The 16,830-nt window shown below is 61.2% G+C and carries 15 protein-coding genes and 1 pseudogene; 7 read left to right on the top strand and 9 right to left on the bottom strand.

The window, feature by feature from the left end; genetic code table 11:
- Positions 1-85: 85 nt before the first annotated feature.
- Genes CG471_RS13565 through CG471_RS13550 form a run of 4 tightly spaced genes read right to left on the bottom strand, consistent with a single transcriptional unit; the run spans position 86 to position 4,183 of the window.
- Complete coding sequence (locus tag CG471_RS13565; RefSeq protein WP_099232180.1) at positions 86-2,281, bottom strand: strawberry notch family protein; 2,196 nt, start codon at positions 2,279-2,281, stop codon at positions 86-88.
- Between the two features lie 57 nt (positions 2,282-2,338).
- On the bottom strand, positions 2,339-3,178 hold the full coding sequence (locus tag CG471_RS13560) for a toprim domain-containing protein (protein ID WP_063977164.1): 840 nt from the start codon (positions 3,176-3,178) through the stop codon (positions 2,339-2,341).
- A 52-nt stretch (positions 3,179-3,230) separates the two neighbouring features.
- The gene (locus CG471_RS13555; protein ID WP_081261105.1) at positions 3,231-3,524 is read right to left on the bottom strand and encodes a chromosome partitioning protein ParB; all 294 of its coding nucleotides are present in this window, start codon (positions 3,522-3,524) and stop codon (positions 3,231-3,233) included.
- The gene (locus CG471_RS13550) at positions 3,521-4,183 is read right to left on the bottom strand and encodes a ParA family protein (RefSeq protein ID WP_063977163.1); all 663 of its coding nucleotides are present in this window, start codon (positions 4,181-4,183) and stop codon (positions 3,521-3,523) included. The genes CG471_RS13555 and CG471_RS13550 overlap by 4 nt, the downstream gene beginning before the upstream one ends.
- A 757-nt stretch (positions 4,184-4,940) precedes the next feature.
- Between CG471_RS13550 and CG471_RS13545 the strand changes: the two genes are divergently transcribed.
- Positions 4,941-5,687 carry a lytic transglycosylase domain-containing protein gene (locus CG471_RS13545; RefSeq protein ID WP_234781661.1) on the top strand — a complete coding sequence of 249 codons (747 nt, stop codon included), beginning with the start codon at positions 4,941-4,943 and terminating at the stop codon, positions 5,685-5,687.
- Here the strand turns inward: CG471_RS13545 and CG471_RS13540 are convergent.
- The gene (locus CG471_RS13540; protein WP_063977162.1) at positions 5,654-5,929 is read right to left on the bottom strand and encodes a hypothetical protein; all 276 of its coding nucleotides are present in this window, start codon (positions 5,927-5,929) and stop codon (positions 5,654-5,656) included. The two genes, CG471_RS13545 and CG471_RS13540, sit on opposite strands and share 34 nt — an antisense overlap.
- 351 nt (positions 5,930-6,280) lie before the next feature.
- Entirely contained in the window at positions 6,281-6,967 is a 687-nt protein-coding gene (locus CG471_RS13535) for a helix-turn-helix domain-containing protein (RefSeq protein ID WP_257211535.1), read from the bottom strand.
- A gap of 98 nt (positions 6,968-7,065) precedes the next feature.
- Between CG471_RS13535 and istA the strand changes: the two genes are divergently transcribed.
- From istA to CG471_RS13520, 3 genes and pseudogenes are all read left to right on the top strand, one after another.
- Positions 7,066-8,580, top strand: a complete 1,515-nt coding sequence (gene istA / locus CG471_RS13530; RefSeq protein WP_063977055.1) for an IS21 family transposase — start codon at positions 7,066-7,068, stop codon at positions 8,578-8,580.
- Positions 8,567-9,295 (top strand): IS21-like element helper ATPase IstB, encoded by a 729-nt coding sequence (gene istB / locus CG471_RS13525; RefSeq protein WP_031304487.1) that lies wholly within the window; start codon positions 8,567-8,569, stop codon positions 9,293-9,295. The genes istA and istB overlap by 14 nt, the downstream gene beginning before the upstream one ends.
- Before the next feature lie 174 nt (positions 9,296-9,469).
- Positions 9,470-9,808: pseudogene (locus CG471_RS13520) on the top strand (EAL domain-containing protein); the annotation flags it as partial.
- A 15-nt stretch (positions 9,809-9,823) separates the two neighbouring features.
- Here the strand turns inward: CG471_RS13520 and CG471_RS31690 are convergent.
- Positions 9,824-10,159 carry a toprim domain-containing protein gene (locus tag CG471_RS31690; protein WP_306552744.1) on the bottom strand — a complete coding sequence of 112 codons (336 nt, stop codon included), beginning with the start codon at positions 10,157-10,159 and terminating at the stop codon, positions 9,824-9,826.
- 129 nt (positions 10,160-10,288) lie between these two features.
- Here CG471_RS31690 and CG471_RS31685 point away from each other — a divergent pair, with 129 nt between their 5' ends.
- A complete protein-coding gene (locus CG471_RS31685; protein ID WP_306552743.1) occupies positions 10,289-10,618 on the top strand; it encodes a hypothetical protein in 330 nt (109 codons plus the stop codon).
- Between the two features lie 536 nt (positions 10,619-11,154).
- Here CG471_RS31685 and CG471_RS13510 read toward each other — a convergent pair.
- Positions 11,155-12,450, bottom strand: coding sequence for a replication protein RepA (locus CG471_RS13510; protein WP_069336927.1), 1,296 nt, complete (start codon positions 12,448-12,450; stop codon positions 11,155-11,157).
- Positions 12,451-12,975: 525 nt separating this feature from the next.
- On the opposite strand from CG471_RS13510, the gene CG471_RS13505 reads away from it, so the two are divergent.
- Together CG471_RS13505 and CG471_RS13500 are read left to right on the top strand one after the other, a co-directional pair.
- Positions 12,976-14,181, top strand: coding sequence for an AAA family ATPase (locus tag CG471_RS13505; protein ID WP_099232178.1), 1,206 nt, complete (start codon positions 12,976-12,978; stop codon positions 14,179-14,181).
- Positions 14,182-14,387: 206 nt separating this feature from the next.
- Positions 14,388-15,368: a ParB/RepB/Spo0J family partition protein gene (locus tag CG471_RS13500; RefSeq protein ID WP_069336930.1), complete on the top strand. Its 981-nt coding sequence runs from the start codon at positions 14,388-14,390 to the stop codon at positions 15,366-15,368.
- Positions 15,369-15,424: 56 nt separating this feature from the next.
- Here the strand turns inward: CG471_RS13500 and CG471_RS13495 are convergent, their stop codons facing one another.
- The gene (locus CG471_RS13495) at positions 15,425-16,552 is read right to left on the bottom strand and encodes a hypothetical protein (RefSeq protein WP_257211534.1); all 1,128 of its coding nucleotides are present in this window, start codon (positions 16,550-16,552) and stop codon (positions 15,425-15,427) included.
- Positions 16,553-16,830: the final 278 nt, after the last annotated feature.

Genomic DNA, 16,830 nt, shown 5'->3' with positions numbered 1-16,830 from the left:
AGCGAGATGCCAATCTGATGGGATGGCTCGACACCCTATAGAATAATGTGAAGGACGTGGCGAAATGTTCCGCAGCTTTGCAGGACTACGCCGCGTTCCTCCGCATTACCGCTTCCTCGCGATAAGGCATCTTATGGCGAGCTGCGCATAAGATACCCCATGCGTCGGCATAGGTGTCATAGACTTCGATCTGTTCGGGCGTCAGTTCGTGGCGCAGGATGTCGTATTCGACGCCTGCGAAGCTGAGTGCGCGCGCGGTATAGAGTCCTGTGGCCTTGAGATCGCGGGCGACCAGCTCCATCGCCGCGATGCCACCCTGACGGATCTGGGTGATAAAGGCTTCACGGTTGGCGAAGGCGGTATCTGGCCCCCACAGGCCGAGCCGCACCGCATAGGCAAGATTGTTGACCTCGGACGCGCCGGTGGCGGACGCATAGAGCACGCGCGCGAGCGGCAGATGGTTCTGGAGCAGGACCCCTGCGATGCCCTGCTGCGACCCCTTCTTGGTGCCCATCGATCCCTCGCCGCCTGCAACGCCGCCCATCTCATGGGCTTCGTCGAAAGCGATCACGCCGTCGAAATCGGCACCTGCCCAGGCAATGATCTGGTCGAGCCGCGTGGCATCGCCCCGGTTTGAGCGCAGGGTCGGATAGGTGACGAACAGGACTCCCTCGGCCATCGATATCGGCTCGTCGATTTTCCAGCGCGAGAGCGGCTGCACATCGGCGGCAAGACCGCCCAGCGCGGTCCAGTCCCGGATCGCATCGGCGTGCAGTGCTTCGTTCTTGCTGATCCAGATATTCTTGCGACGACCGGCAAGCCAGTTGTCCAGAATGACGGCCGCGACCTGACGCCCCTTCCCTGCCCCGGTGCCGTCGCCCAGGAAATAGCCTTTGCGATAGGCCCGACCGTCGTCGGCGAGGACCAGGCCGACGCCTTCCTTGTCGGGCTTTGACAGGCCGGGGATGAACTGGGTCCAGGCATGACCGGCATAGACGACGGTCTCGAGTTGCGAGGAGGACAACAGCCTGTCCGTCACGGTTCGCTCAGGGAGCGCGGGCACATGGGAGGGGATCGGCGCCGGGATCGAGCCCATGGCGATGGATTCGACCAGGGCGGTCGGATGCTCCCCAGCGGTATCGAAGACGATCCGGCTCGGGCGATAGGGAAGATAGACGCCGGTCTGCTCGGCCAGCGGTGCCGCCGTTTCGAGGACGGCATAGCTTACGGGAAGCACGTCGTTGCGCGCCGGTGCGCGGAAGATTCGCGGCGTGGCGGCGGGCTTCGACTTGACGCTGCGCATCAGCGAGATCGGGCCGCTGCGTTTGACAGGCGTTGGCGCGACCGCGGTCATTGGCAGGCGTGGCGGGATCGCGAGGACATCGAGAAGGTCAGCGACATCGCGGCGCTGGATCGTTGTTGTCGTGGTATCGCCCACGGCCTTGTCGATGACGTAAAGGCGGACTGCGACCCCGGTGCCGTGCTTGCCATAGGCATGGGTGAGCCGGATCGAGGTGCGGAGGCTGACGCTGGCGAGCGTGGTCGACCAGACCGATGCCATGCGTGCCGATTGCGCAAACCAGTCGGGCATGATTGCCACGACGCGTCCCCCCGGTGCCAGACGTTTGATGGCGGCCTGGAGATGGCGGACGGCTGCCAACGCATCGGCGCCGCGGCCGAGCGACCGCGAGAATGGCGGGTTCATGAGGATGAGGCCGGGGCGCGGTGCTGCCGTCATGACGCTGGCGATCTGTGCGCCGTCATGCCCTGTGACGCTGGCAAGTGGATAGGCCGCTGCTAACCGAGCGCGGCGGGCCGGGTCGATCTCATTGAGATGAAGCGCCGCGACAGGTGGCAGGCAGGCGATCAGCAGGCCGTTGCCCGCGCTCGGTTCAAGGACGATATCGTCGTCCTGTGGCGCGGCAAGCAAGCAGGCAACCGCCGCAAGGTCGAGCGGCGTCGAGAATTGCTGCCAGTCGATCTGTTCCTCGCTGCGGACGGTCTGGGTGGGAAGTCGGCCGACAAGAGCGATCGCCTCTGCGATGCTTGGAGGCTTTGCCCCGCCATTGACCGCCAGGACGGTCGCATGCTCGAGGATTTCGAAGCTCTCGCGCTGGGTCCAGTGGCCATCGGCGTCGCTGCCGCCAAAGGCGTTTGCCATTGCGTCGTTAAGCTTGGCGCGGGTGATTTTGACCCCGCTTGCGATCGAGGCCGCGACGTGACGGGCAGCAGCGGTGGCATTTCCGGCGCGGGCAGGCGCCGTATCGAACAGGTCGGTCATGGGGATCTCCAGGGCTTGGGCTGCTCGTGCAGCTCGCAAACCCGATCCCCCTCCCCTTCAGGCTCCTGGCTTCAGGACGTCGGCCCAGTCGCCGAAGCGCGGCGGTGGCGGCATCCGCTTGAGGATGAACCCCTGTGGGCGGTAGGCGGCCCAGGCTTTCCGCCGCGCGCGCCGCCCTTCGAAATCATTATCCTCGGCGAAGATGAGCGTGGTGACACTCGCGGGGATATAAACACGGTCGAGGCGCGCTGCGCCAAGGGTCGCCCAGCAGGGAATGCCGTGGATCTGGCTGAAGGCAGCCGACGTCTCGAACCCTTCGCCAAGGGCGAGTGTCTCGCGAACGCGCACCCCCTGCCACGTCGCGCCGCCCGGCGTTCCCAGGGTGACCTTGTCGAGATAGCTCCCGGTCTCAAGGTCGAGGAAAATACGCTGGATCGCTCGAAGTACGCGCCCTTCCCGCGCCGCGACCAGGAGGGCCGGGAGAAAACGGGTCAGGGGCTTTGGACCCCACGGGCAGCGCGGATGAAAGCGCAAGTCGTCGAATGTGCCGGTGATACCGCGAAAGCGCAGATAGGCTTGCGCCGGCGTACCCTCGATCGGGAGAGCATCGTTCCACAATCGCTCGAGATTTGCGGGGCGTCCAGCGCGCTGGGCGGGAGGTGGCTCGTAGCGACGACCCGGTTCGATGCGGGCGATCTCGCGCAGGACGTCGTCTGCCGCGCAGCCGGCAAAGCAATGGACCAGGATGCCGTCATGCCCTTGCCGCAGCGACAGGCTGGGTTTGGAATCTGCGTGCGCAGGGCACCGGCACATGGCGTTGAAGCCGTGCCATGTGCCGCCAAGGGTGCCGACGATATCGACGAGGGTCTGGGTGGGTTTAAGGGCAACGAGGGGCATCACATATCCTTTCTCGTCTGCTCGACCCCCCTCCCCTTTTCTGATCGTCCTATCAGCGGTCCTTCGTAAACAGCGCCCAGGCTTCTTCGATGAGTACGCCCTGGGTGACGCCTCGGCGCTGAGCTTCATCCGCGATTTCTAATGCGACATGCGGCAGTACCTTGGCGTGGACTTGTCCTGTTCTTGGACTTGGACGCCGACCAGCCTTGCGAGGTTCAGGGTCGCGAGAAACGAACCCATGTTCTTCTGCCGCCTCGTCTGCCGCTCGGAGTGCAGACGCATCTTGTGGTTTTGGCCGGGTTTTCAGGCCACCGATGTCGATGGCGAAACTTGGCTTTTCGGTCATCGTGCAGTCTCCTTCAGTCGTTCTACGACGGCTTGCATAAATGCTGAGGCGTTCTGCTGTGCTGCGACTGCATTCCCCTGGGGTGGCATCGTGTAGAGATCGCCACCGAATTCGAAGAGGCTGGAGAAAGCCGATCGTTCCAACAGGTCGGGTTCTATAACGTCAACGCCTTGTCCACGGAGCGAAGCGACAATCCCGGAATGCTGCTTGGAACGGACTGTTTTTGTCATCGTGAATACCGCGGCATATCGAATCTGCCGACCCAGCGATTCCTCTTCTTCCATTATCAGGGCGATCGCGCGTGCGCCGATTGTTGCATCGAGAGTGGTTGCTCGCATCGGTGTAATAACAAGATCGGCTTGCGATATCGCTCGCGACATCAGTCGTGAAGCCACACCTTCCATGTCGACGATGACGATTTCCCCATCGCGATCGAATTCTTTGATTGTTTTGATGACTGTCGATTCCGTCACGTCGTTGAGAACCTTGATTCTCGGAGGCAATGCTCCTCGGCTTGCCCAAAGGCTGACGGACATATTCGGATCGCAGTCTAGAAGCGTAACGGGCACGCCAGCGTGAGCGAGTTCCGTGGCCAGAATGACCGCTGTGGTACTCTTGCCGGCCCCTCCTTTCGGGGACGCGATCGTGATTGTTGGCATGGGGACCCCCTGAATGTTGTTGCCCGGAGCGCTTTCGCAAACCGGGTTTTGGTATCAATCGGATATGCTTATCAACCGGATTTCATCGATGACCAGATATGGCAATTAACCTGGTATATGCCATAACCGGATTGGAATGGAAACCCGGTATTGGCGTCGACCGGGTACTCGAGATGACCCGATAATTCCTTGCACCTGATAAGAGGGCTTACCCGATAATCCCTTATACCTGATAACACATCATACCTGATATTCCTAAATATCCGGTTTCCCAGATTATCGGGTGATCTCAATAATCCGGTATAACCTCTAACTCGGTTCGTCAAATTATCCGATTAGGATCGTCATGCGCCCAGGAGCGATGAGGGCGTGCACACAATCGTGCACAGCGGGCTTTGACCGAAGCCAAGTGACTTAGGGCCCGGAAGCAAAGCTCATTTGGTAGTTGCACGATCTGATACGATCAGACTGACGTCGAGTAGAGGGGCGCTCTGCCAATTTAGCTCAACAAGTCACCCCTTGACGGACCCACAGTGTAATTTTTTTCCACATTGACCGGATTGGTCGACTCTGGCTGTTTGAAGCTATGAACTCATGCCTCGCAATAAGACTTGTAACAGGTGTAACAGCGATCGCGGCCGTTTCTTCACCCGTCGCTGCGTCGCAGCGTAGAGTCGAGATCGTCGCCTTTGGTGACATATCCCGGGGTGCTGTAATTGATGTCGGTCCCGCGCGCGCTATCCCCAGGCAAGCAGACGTGCCTGAGATTGGTGTTTCGCCGGAAAGACTTCAAGCCGATTTCCGCAATATTACAGCGGGAGAGAACGCCTGGGGTTCGGATATACCGAATCCTTCGGTTTCTGTTCCTCTTTGGATGCAGACCGGCACGGTGATGACCGGCGCAGCTCGGGCTGCGCAAAATGTCGTCGCACCCTTCATGTATAGTCCGGCCGCCTGCTCAATCACGCCATACCGTCCGCGTGGCGATCTGGCCCCTTGGCAGGAGGCACGAAGAGCGCGCTATTTCCCGATGATCTCAGCCGTAGCTTGTGAAGCTGGGGTCCCGACCGGCCTTCTCGACGCTCTAGTGGCCCAGGAAAGCCAGTATGATCCGCTTGTGGTCTCGCCCAAGGGCGCCGTTGGCCTGACCCAGTTGATGCCTGGCACGGCGCGCGGGTTGGGCGTTTACAACTCTCGCGATCCGCTTGCCAATCTGAGGGGAGGGGCGAGGTATCTTCGTTCTCACCTAGACGAGTTCAAAAGGGTCGACTTGGCGCTGGCAGCCTATAATGCCGGTCCGGGTCGCGTTCGTATGCTCGGCCGGATACCGCCGTTCCGTGAGACGATCGATTATGTTGCCGCAATCACCAAGGGTTGGAGCAACGGCGTGTCAAGAATGGCGTCGATCCAGACGGCTTCCCACCCCAGTCTTCCTAGGATAGCGCAGGGCAGGGGGGTCGAATTGTTTGCCTACACATCAACGAGTGTTTCAAACCCCAGATAGTGTGCAAAATAGATCGCAATACATAAAACTGCCGGCGCACCTTGGAGATAGTTGATCTGCCAACGTACCCAGACCCTGGGGAGCACGAGCATCTTATCCAGCGTCGATGTTGTGGGAAGACCGATTCCCCCCTGTCGATAGTCGTAAGCTGTTTTGGCAATTGCGAAGGTAGCGCACATTAATGCCATGACGCCGACGGCGGCATAGAGGGAGAGCCAGGCCTGAACTGTCGCTTGGGGCATGTTCGCTACCTAACAGTAAGATCCTGTCGCTTCCTTAACTCTCTGATCGTGCCGAAGTTACCGGAGGCTGGATCAGTTTGCGCTAAGGGATGCAGTCGCGTTGAGCGCGCGAAGGGAAGGGTGGCATCGTTGGATTAGCGCTCTTAAGCTGCGCAGACTGGCGCTATGGTCCCGTTCATCAACGAAAATCAGCTGAACCAAGCATGAAGGCGGCCTTTTGAGCGCCACGGTAAACGCTTGCTCCTTTCGGGAGCACCGCGGCGCACAGCGCCGCGTTCCACGGCTCAATCTGGCGTTGGCGGCTGTGGCTAGTCGGGGTTGGTGGTTCTAGGGCTGTCTCGCCGTCAGGCGTTAGGGCGTTGGCCGACCAGGCCAACTCTTCTCACAGCTTATATAATATGAATCTAGGAGCGGTTGACCATTTTTTTGAGACTCTTGGTTCTCGATGGCCATGGCGAGGCTGTCCAATATGCGCCGCAGGTCCACATCCACAATCTCCTCGGCAACAACCTGTCGGGGCGAGCGCCATAGCCTCATCGCCTCGATCTCTTCGATCCGGTCGACCTCACGCTGCACCACGTCATCGGGGAGAGGAATGGGCCGTAGAAAACGCGGAAGGAATCGCGCGAGCCTGTTGGGAAAGCTCATCCGATAGACGTTGGACGTTTGTGCGTTGCGGGCCTTTGGACGATCGGCGGGAGGATCGATCGGTACGCACCGGCGCTGTTTGTCGAGCAATCCCATTTTGGAGAGGATCGATAGCCCGCGTCCAACGCTCGCGCGAGAGAGTCCGGTGTGCGTCTCGATCCATTCCCAGGTTGGGAACACCTTGCCAGCGCAGTTGCGGGCAAGATCGGTAAGCTCCTTGAACACGCGTACCGCTGCGGGCGTTATCAGCGTGAGGAGCTGTTCATCTTCGGTGAGTGGTCGCCCCTCGGCGCGGGCAAGCCGGCGGACCGCGTTCTTGCGCTTCAGCAGTTCCGTGGCGTTCTTGTAGAGCCGATCCGGCTCGCCCTTGGCGTGAGGATCAGCGTGCAATAGGCACCCCCTTCGTGGGGTGATCGGCGTGCAAAAAGGACCCCTTCATCCCGGGGATTTAGTTGGCCGACTGGTTTTGATCAGTTGGCGAGAACGGGATGTTGATCGTGGAGACAGTGGTTCGGATTCGGCGTGAGCATGCAGCGGGTAAGGCGATCAAGGCGATCGCTCGTGACCTTCGTTTGTCGCGGAAGGTCGTCCGCAAAGCGATCCGGTCGCCGGAGGCGGCGTTCAACTATCAGCGCAAAGTCCAGCCGCTGCCGCGGATCGGTCCTTATCAGGATCGTCTCGATGCGCTGCTTGAGGAGAACGAAGGTCGCGGCCGTCGCGATCGGCTACGGATGACGCGTATCCATGACCTGCTGGTGCGCGAGGGGTTCGATGGATCCTATGATGCGGTGCGCCGCTATGCGGCGCGCTGGCGTGCTGCGCGGCGGAAGGATGCTGGCGAAGGCGCACCGGCGTTCATCCCGATGACCTTCCAGCCGGGTGAGGCCTACCAGTTCGACTGGAGCCACGAGGATGTGGAGATCGCCGGCAAGCCGATGCGGGTGAAGGTGGCGCATATGCGTCTCTGCGCCTCGCGCGCACCCTATGTCCGGGCCTATCCGCGCGAGGGCCAGGAGATGCTGTTCGATGCCCATGCCCGGGCGTTCGCGTTCTTTGGCGGTGTGCCGCGACGCGGTATCTACGATAATATGAAGACGGCGGTGACGGCCGTGTTCACCGGCAAGGAGCGTGTGTTCAACCGCCGCTTCTTGATCATGACCGATCATTACATGGTCGAGCCGACCGCCTGCTCGCCGGCGGCGGGATGGGAGAAGGGCCAGGTCGAGCAGCAGGTCCAGACGATCCGAGGCCGCTTCTTCCAGCCGCGGCTCCGGTTCGCCAGCCTGGCCGAGCTCAACGGGTGGCTGGAGGCCGAGTGCCGGCGCTGGGCCGAGCATCATGCCCATCCCGAACGCGGGGATATTACCGTCGCCGAGGCGCTGGATATGGAGCGACCGGCCCTGCAGCCGATCCTGGCACCGTTCGACGGCTTCCATGAGAGCGAGCATGCCGTCACCGGCACATGCCTCATCAGCTTCGATCGCAACCGCTACTCGGTCATGTCGACGGCCGCACGCCGGACCGTTCAGGTGCGCTCCTATGCCGATCGCATCGTCATACGCTGCGGCGATGCGATCGTCGGGGAGCATGAGCGCCACTTCGGTCGGAACCGCACGATATACGATCCCTGGCATTATCTGCCGGTCCTCGCGCACAAGCCCGGCGCGCTGCGTAACGGCGCACCGTTCCAGGACTGGGATCTGCCGCCCGCCCTGCACCGATTACGGCGAAGGCTCGGCACCGGGGACGAGGCCGATCGCAGGTTCGTGCGGGTCCTCTCGGCGGTCCTCACCGATGGCCTGGAGCCGGTAGAGGCTGCCGTGCGCGAAGCGTTGGCGAACGGAACGGCCAGCGACGAGCTGATCCTCAACATCCTCTCCCGGCGCCGCGAGCCGGCGACACCCCACAGCATCGTCACTTCGGAAGACCGGATGCTGCAGCATCCTCCGCTCGCCGACTGTGCCCGCTATGATCTGCTGCGAGGCTATGATGCAGCGGCATGATATGATCGACACGATGCGCGGCCTCGGACTCAAGGGCATGGCGGCGGCGTTCGACGAGGCGGTCACTACCGGCCTCCAGCGCAAGCGCACCACCATGGAGATACTGACCGACCTGCTCCGTGCCGAGGCGACCCACCGGGATGCAGCCTCCATCCGCTATCGGATGACGGCTGCGAGGCTGCCCGTGGTGAAGGACCTGGAGCGGTTCAGCTTCGAGGGCACACCGATCAATGAGGAGATGATCCGCTCCCTTCACGACGGCTCCTTCCTCCCGCCTCGCCGCAATATCGTGCTGGTCGGCGGCACGGGGACAGGCAAGACCCACCTCGCCATCGCGATCACCGCCAATGTCGTGCGAAGGGGCGCTCGCGCCCGCTACTTCAACACCGTCGATCTGGTGACACGCCTCGAAGAGGAGACCCGGATCGGCAAAGGCGGGACCCTGGCGGCGCAGCTGTCGCGGCTCGACCTGATCGTGCTTGACGAGCTCGGTTATCTGCCGTTCGCCCGCTCGGGAGGGCAGTTGCTGTTCCACCTCATCAGCAAGCTTTATGAGCGCACCAGCGTCATCATCACCACGAACCTCGCCTTCGGTGAATGGCCGACCGTGTTCGGCGATCCCAAGATGACCACGGCGCTGCTCGACCGCGTCACCCACCACTGCGATATCGTCGAGACGGGCAACGACAGCTGGCGCTTCAAAAACCGCAGCTGACAGCCACCTTCGGCGCCTTCAAAAATCTATCTTGCGCTGCGCGCGCCTCCGGTCGGGCTACGCCCGCCCTCCGCCGCACGCAGCGCAAGGCCATCTTCAACAAACCAACATCATATCCGAAAAGGGGTCCCTCTTCGACGCCGATCGGGGGTCCCTTTTGAACGCCGTTTGACAATCAAGGCGCTGGGAGTGTCGATCGCTATCGACGATTTTGGCACCGGCTACTCATCGCTCGACACGCTGAACTCGTTCCCCTTCGACAAGATCAAGATCGACAAATCCTTCCTTCTCGAGTCCGAAACAAGCCATCAGGCGCGCGCGATCATTCGAGCGGTTCTCGCTCTCGGCCGCAGCCTTGAAGTGCCGGTTCTTGCCGAGGGGCTTGAGAGTGAGGAGCAATTGCGCCTTTTGCGATCCGAAGATTGCGATGAAGCGCAGGGGTATCTCTGGGGCAGACCAGTTCGGCTGCCTTTGCCCGATGATAAGCCGGGGCAGGAGAGCGAAGCGGCATGAAGTGCCGGGAGGTCGTCAGCGCATGCTCTCCAGGACATCGGCCCAGTCATTATGCCCAGGAGGAAAGCTTCGCTCGATGACAAGGCCCGGCCGGGCATAGATGGTTTCGGCAAATTCCACCGCACGTCGCCCTTCCGCGTCATCATCTCCCGCCAGGATCAAGCGTCGCAGCGTATCGGGCAGGCGAGGATGGGCATAGCGGCGCGCTCCCATGCTGGCCCAGCACCGAATGGCGTTCAGCCGGGTGAAGGCGGCAGCCGTCTCAAAGCCTTCGGCGAGGGCAAGCGTGTCACTCCCCTCCCCTTCTCCCTGCCATGCTCCCGCTCCTGGTCGGCCGAGCATCAGCTTCATGCGGTATCTTGCGGTGGCCGGGTCGAGGAATATGCGCTGCACCGCCTTCAGTTGCCGGCCCTCGCGAACGGCGATGAGCAAGGCGGGGTGGTAGCTGGTCCAGGGCTTGGGCCGAAACGGACAACGCGGATGAAAACGCAGGCCTTCACTGAGCGGCCAGAGACTGCGAAGCTCGAGGTAGCGCTGCGCCAGGGTGCCCTCGACAGGCTGCGCTTCAGCCCAAAGACGTTCGACATTGCCGGCGTGGGGCAAGGGCCCGTCATTGTAGGTAAACGGCCCGCGGTTTGGTACACGCCGGAGCTCGCGCAGGACATTTTCTCGATCACACCCGGCAAAGCAGGTGACGAGGATTCCGCGATTGCCTTGGCGCAAGGAAAGGCTCGGCCTGTTGTCAGCATGGGATGGGCAACGGCACATGGCGACCCGGCCATGCCATTGCCCGCCGAGGGATCCGACTAAATCGACCAGCTCCTGGCTGGGCTTGAGAGCGACTAGGGACATGAGCTCATCCTTTCGCTGCTAGCCCTCCCCCTCCCCTCTTTCCATGCGCCCACAGTGAAGCAGCCGTCGCGTCAGCGAGGTGCCGCCGTCTTTCTCTTCGCTTTGTATGAGCTTCGGGGGGCATCTCTACGCGGCCTGAACTGTTCAGATGAGGAACTGGGGGCGTGCACAGTGGCTGGCCTGGGCAGCGTTGCACCTTGTGCCGGACCCCTAGCGAAATGCTATGGAGTTCAAGGGATTAGCCTGAATCTCGGGCGAAGGACCAACAAGGACCTGCAGATCAGCGTAATGCCGCCGGTGAAGTCAACGCTGCTGTCTATGTGAGTTTGCGGGGGTTGAGCCAGCTACAACTGGCGAGCTACATCTTCTTCTTATGAGCCTTGGGGGGCACCTTCGTAGCGGCCCTCTAGGCTTACCTTGGATGGCGACGGCAGGGTTGCTCCCTCGACTGCTGCTGTTCTCAGGCAGCATCGGAAACGCACGGAGATCATCGGTCATTCGCTGCCGGATTGAGATCGCCGCTCGGCATAGCGGATGACGAACGCCTCCCAGACGCGTAGCCATTCGGTGTCGGTCCGTGGCTGCTTGATCCCCGGAAAGCCTGCCCGGAACGCTGTCGCCATATCATCGACCGACCAGGGTTTGCCTTTTTCAAGGCCAATCGCTCTAAAGGCTGCCTCTCGTGTTCCGTAGCTCATCGAACCTGCAGGGAAAGCCTGCTTGGGCTCGTCCTTGCCGACCTGAGCTTTCGCTCTTGGCGCGCTGACCGATGATCTCGGTGCCGTTTGATCCGGCTGAGCACCGATGAGCCGCAAGTGTGACCCCACGAGCTTGCGCTCCAGCGGCGCCGGGGACGGGTGAAGCACGACCTTGCGTCCCGAGAGATCGACATTTGCGTTCGGATAGACAGCCGACACGAGCTGCATTGTCTCTCGAACCGTCTGACGAAAGCGCTTGCTGTCGGCATCGTTGCCGAGGTGCTTGGCAAGCTGATCCCAGGATATGACCTGACCCTTGCCTGTGATCCGCGGTAGCCGATATGCCAAATAGGTATAGAGATCAAGCGCCGTAGGGGTGCCCTTCAACTCGCGGATGGCGACTTCGTTGAGCGGTACCGCATGATCCACCAAATGGCTATAGAACGCTTCGGACATCCGGATCTCGCGGGCAAAAGCACCGTTCGCGCCCAAGCTTCCGGCATATTCGTTGGAGATCTTGACGTCTCGGACGGCGAAGGCGTTATCGCCGGCATCCGTCCCGTCCCACCGGATCTGCCACTCGCAAGCGAGCAGACGGTCGACCTGCTCGCGCATGAGGTTGGCCGTGCCGCGCGGTCCGTAGGACACGGTCTGATACCCGAGCCGGCGCATCCACTCGGTGAAGTTGCGGCCCAGATAAACATCACGCGAGCGCTTCGTGACGGCCTGGGAAAGCAAATAAATCAGCGCGACTCGCGGATAGGCTCCGTACGGAACTCCCAAGCTACGGAAGACGGGCTTTCCGTCCACCGTCTGAAGAATAGGCTTGGGATTGATGGCGAGAGCATACCTGCCGTCTTCGCGTAAGATCGGCTGGGTGTCGTCCTTCGGCCGTTTTGTGGGTAGGCTCATGGCGCAGAGCGCGGAATGGAGGAAAGCCGGAACCGGTTCTTCGTCATGAACGCGTAGGAAGGCGTCCATCGTAAGTTGGGTGCCAGCGGCCTGGGCGACCCGGCGAACCCGGTCCTCGCCGCCGTCGAGCATGGCCAGAGCGTATTGATGCCCTATCGGTTTATGGCTGTCACCGCTCATGCCTTTGCCCTTCCCCGACTCACGGGCTCTGATTGGCTCCTTTCAACAGCTTCGGACGGCTTTGGCAAGCATGTTGGCAGTTTCAGCGCCGGCAGCAGGGCGAAACCTCCAAATTTACCGATGATGTCGGTGCGGTTTGCTCCCTCCCCTTTTCAAAATTGAAAAACGATTCGCCCAATCGGATTTCTATAGGGATTCGAGTCTTTAGGTATGGGCTCCGAGATCATCGGTCGGGTCGGAACCGAGATCATCGCTTTCCGGCACCGAGTTCATCGGCTCGCACCGACATCATCGGCGGTTATCCACAGCCCTGATCCCCACAACGGCCTGAGCGCTCGGGAACGCACTGGCCGCGGAAAACCGCACCGAGATCATCGGTCGCTGCCGCAAGTCAGGAGCCGGCGAACTCTCGAAGCCCCAGAACGGCTCGGAGATCATCGGTGAAGTTGCAAGGTTGGTGGACAATTCTTGCTCCAAACTGCCAACGACGGTAGAGATTGGCTTCAATCTCACAAAGTGGCGGCCATGGCGAGCGAACAAACCTTAGAAGCACCTCAGGACGAACTGCTGGATGACGGTCTCGGCCTATTGCACCGGCGCGCGCTCACGATCCTGAAACGGATCCGGGACAACGCAATTGATCCAGAGACTGGCGCGAAGAAGGGGCCGTCCTTCCCCATCTCGAAGGCGGCGGCGCTGGTTAGCCGCACGGCTTCTGCAATCCGCGAGGCCGAACGGGACGGCCGCCTGCCGGCGCGGGGGCGGACAGCGTCCGGTCACCGGGTGCAATATTCACTCGAGGAACTCGACCATATGCGCGAGGTGTTCGGTACGCGGCCGTGGCGCTCGCCTGAGGACGTGCCGGCCATCATTTCCGTGTCGAACTTCAAGGGAGGTGTGGGCAAGTCGACGATTGCACTTCACCTAGCGCAGCATTTCGCCATTCGTGGCTATCGCGTGCTGTTCATCGACTGCGACAGCCAGGCAAGCTCGACGATGATGTTCGGGTATCGACCTGATATCGACCTGTCAGAAGAAGACACGCTTTACGGGCACTTCCACAATCCCGAGCTGCTCGGGGTTCGTAAGATCATCCGCAAGACGCATTTCTTCGGACTAGATTTGATCCCTGCCAACCTCAAGCTCTACAATCTCGAATACGAGATCGCGGGCTATCTGGCGCAGAACCAGAGCTTCGACATCATCGACATGATCGCGCAAGCGATCGATGACGTGGTCGACGACTATGACGTCGTTATCATGGATCCACCGCCAGCCCTCGGCATGGTCTCCATGGCTGTCCTCCAGGCGGCGAACGCGATGGTGATACCGGTTCCGCCGAGCGTGATCGACTTTGCGTCAACCGTTTCCTTCATCGACATGGCGCGCACTACCATGCGGCAGCTGGAAAAGCTCGCGGGGAGGGTGAAGCCGGCATACAATTTCATCCGCCTCGTCGGAAGTAGGGTGGACGAAAGCAAATCGATGCAAAGCGAAATCCTGACCATGATGCGTCAGGTTTTTGGAGGTTCGATGATCAGTTCGGTGCTGCGTACGAGCGCCGAAATCGACAACGCAAGCTCTCGCATGAAGACCGTTTTCGAACTGGATCGACCGGTCACTTCCCACGAGGTCCACAACCGCTGTGTGAAGTACCTGAACGAGGTCTGCCTCGACATCGAGAAGGATGTCCTGCGCACCTGGCAGAGCCGGGCAGGGGAGGTGGCGTGACATGAATTGCCACGTGGCAACAACTCGAAACACGTCAGTATATGAATATGTTACGTCTGGCGCGGCGAGGCACACGCAGTGGATCACCCGCGACGATGAACGCCGGTTGCCACGTGGCAACGCAACCCTCGCCAAGCGGCTTTCAGGCCAAGTTGCCACGTGGCAATCGCGGCAGGGTGGAACAATTTCAAGTGGGATAAGCGATGATGTCCAAGGGTAACAGAGGCTTCGGCAGCAGTCTTACTGAGGGTCTCGACGAGGCAACCGACGTCGACACCGCTGCGCCGGCCGAAGGCATTATGGCGAGCCGCAGCCAGGCCTTGGCCCGCATCGCATCGGGCAAGGTGGTGACAGACCGTACCGAGTGGGTCGATCCTGCGAGGTGCCGGCCGTGGCGACTTCATAATCGCGATCTCGACCATCTCAATGAAGAGACCTGTCGCGATCTCATTGACGCTTTTCTCTCGGCGAAGAAGCAGCGCATTCCGGCAATCGTCAGGAGGCTGCAAGGCGATCCTGACTTCGATTTTGAAATCATCGCCGGGGTGCGGCGCTGGTGGACGGTCAAGTGGCTTCGTGAGCATCACCATCCTGAATATGACTACCTCATCACGATCCAGTCGGTTTCCGACGAGGAAGCATTCCGGGTCTCGGACATCGAGAATCGTTCCCGCAAAGACATCTCCGATTGGGAGCGGGCGAAGGAATATTCACGTGCCCTGGCGGAGTTCTACAATGGCTCGCAGGCCGAAATGGCAGAGCACCTCAAAATATCTCGCTCGTGGCTCAGCCGGCTGCTCGACGTGGCGCGCCTGCCGCAGTCCATCGTAGCCGCCTTCAGCGATCCTCACGATATCACCGTGCGGATTGCCCGCGACGTTAAGCCGCTCTCAGTTGACGCGAAGATGTTGCCGTTGATGGAGGCAGAGGCGCGGCTGATCGAGAGCGAGCGAGCCGATCTCGGAGCCAAACTGCCGGGCGCCGAGGTCGCCAAACGGCTCGTGCGCGCGACTGTCGCCCCAAAGCAAAAGGGTGGCGCGGAAGTGGAGCTTAAGGCGAGGAACGGGAAGGCGATGTTGCGCTATACGCGGGGCAGCCGCGGCGGCCTGTCCTTGAAGGTACTGCCACGCTCGGGTGCTTCGACCGACGAGGTTCTGGAATCGATCCGCAGCCTGCTTGAACCTTGAGCAAAACCGGCGGACTGCGACTCCGGAAGCGCTAGCCAATGCGACCGGAGTGGAGGTCAGCGGCTCGCAAGAAGCGCGTCTATGCGCTCCATCTCCTGGTCGAAGGCGACAAACGCCTCGGCCAGGTCCCGGCGTGGGGGCAGGGGAGGGGGCTCCTTTGGAGGTCGGCCGCGTTTGGGCGCCACAAAGCCAAAGTCGACAGCTAGATCTGCGGCAACGAAGATGCGCCAGGAACGCCGCCGCGTAATCTCGACGAGAAGCTTGGCCGAGGCGGCTCGTGCTAGGAGCTTGCTCGCGCCAGCAAGAGTCAAGCCGAGCGCGCCAGCCACCGATTGCGGCGAAAGCACCGGATGATGGCAGCTTAGCGCAGCAAGGGCGGGAAGCATGCCTGGCCGATACTCGGCCATAATCTTGCGCTGCGCATCCCGATAAAGCCTTTCGAGTCGATCGAGGCGATCAAGCCCGGCAATGGCGGCCGCTTCAACCGAGCGAACGGCCGCTTGCCAGTCATGGTCCGCTGGCATGCGTTTGAGGCGCAGCGCCTTGGCCCCTCCCGCGAGGCAAGGCAGCGGCGTCGTCGTCAGATCGTAATCGCGCAGCGCGAAGGCCAGGCCTAGCCATGGCTCGATGGTCGCGTCGATGCGGGCATGCTGGCGAACACGCTCGAGGGCCCGGACGAGGGCAGGGTGCTCCGTGACAAAATGCGGTTCCGTTACAGCTACCGGCAGTTTGTCACGCCAGGCGAGCCGATCAGGCTCGCGCAGCGCCTGCGCCCACGCCGGGAAGCCGTCGAATACATCCACGTTGGTCGCGCGCCGCGGCCGTTCTGGAATATGGATGCCGCAGCCCCAGGAAAATACGTCGATTTCGTCGATCTCCGCCGCCTGCAGGTGGAGCGCCCGCGCATAGCCCGACCAAGCAGCTCGGCGCGCCCAGGCGGATGCGGCTGAACTGACGCAAATGCGGGCATCGAGGCGCGAAATTGCCGCTGTACACGACGCTACGCTTGCAACCATCCGCGGGCTGTAAGTGGGGCCGAAGCGGGCCGGCGAGGAAGGTGCGGGCATAGCCAACAGTAAACCGAAGAGGCATCTAAGTAAATCGTGCCGAGATATACAGTGGTGATAATAGGTCGTTATCAACACTGGTGGGCTGCGCACCGATCGTGTAAGACGCCGCAGCAATTGTCGGTTTCCCTATACGACCGGACTCCAGCGTTTCCCGCGATGTAGCGCGTCAGGCTGACCCCAAACCTCCGGACTCCGATACCAAACCACTGGACTGGCATTGGCAAAGCGCCGGAAAGTCGCGGATTGGGGCGCTTTTGAACCTTTGAGTGGGGAGGGGGCTCAATCCCTCACGAGTATAGGCGCTGGCGCGGCGCGCAACATTCTCTCCTTGGATCACCGGCGCGCGTTCATGGCGATCAAGACTAGCCGCCACTTGCTCAAAACTCTATCGT

Origin of the sequence: Sphingobium sp. IP1, from assembly GCF_002708645.1 — a bacterium.
Lineage (GTDB): Bacteria > Pseudomonadota > Alphaproteobacteria > Sphingomonadales > Sphingomonadaceae > Sphingobium > Sphingobium yanoikuyae.
The sequence above is the reverse complement of the archived record's forward strand: the minus strand, read 5'-3'. Positions and strand labels throughout refer to the sequence as shown.

Excerpts from the sequence above, each read along its gene's own strand:
- CG471_RS13565 (WP_099232180.1), bottom strand. The coding sequence starts at position 2,281 with ATGACCGACCTGTTCGATACGGCGCCTGCCCGCGCCGGAAATGCCACC.
- CG471_RS13560 (WP_063977164.1), bottom strand. The coding sequence starts at position 3,178 with ATGCCCCTCGTTGCCCTTAAACCCACCCAGACCCTCGTCGATATCGTC.
- CG471_RS13555 (WP_081261105.1), bottom strand. The coding sequence starts at position 3,524 with ATGACCGAAAAGCCAAGTTTCGCCATCGACATCGGTGGCCTGAAAACC.
- CG471_RS13550 (WP_063977163.1), bottom strand. The coding sequence starts at position 4,183 with ATGCCAACAATCACGATCGCGTCCCCGAAAGGAGGGGCCGGCAAGAGT.
- CG471_RS13540 (WP_063977162.1), bottom strand. The coding sequence starts at position 5,929 with ATGCCCCAAGCGACAGTTCAGGCCTGGCTCTCCCTCTATGCCGCCGTC.
- istA (WP_063977055.1), top strand. The coding sequence starts at position 7,066 with ATGTTGATCGTGGAGACAGTGGTTCGGATTCGGCGTGAGCATGCAGCG.
- istB (WP_031304487.1), top strand. The coding sequence starts at position 8,567 with ATGCAGCGGCATGATATGATCGACACGATGCGCGGCCTCGGACTCAAG.
- CG471_RS31690 (WP_306552744.1), bottom strand. The coding sequence starts at position 10,159 with ATGAAGCTGATGCTCGGCCGACCAGGAGCGGGAGCATGGCAGGGAGAA.
- CG471_RS31685 (WP_306552743.1), top strand. The coding sequence starts at position 10,289 with ATGAAAACGCAGGCCTTCACTGAGCGGCCAGAGACTGCGAAGCTCGAG.
- CG471_RS13510 (WP_069336927.1), bottom strand. The coding sequence starts at position 12,450 with ATGAGCGGTGACAGCCATAAACCGATAGGGCATCAATACGCTCTGGCC.
- CG471_RS13505 (WP_099232178.1), top strand. The coding sequence starts at position 12,976 with ATGGCGAGCGAACAAACCTTAGAAGCACCTCAGGACGAACTGCTGGAT.
- CG471_RS13500 (WP_069336930.1), top strand. The coding sequence starts at position 14,388 with ATGTCCAAGGGTAACAGAGGCTTCGGCAGCAGTCTTACTGAGGGTCTC.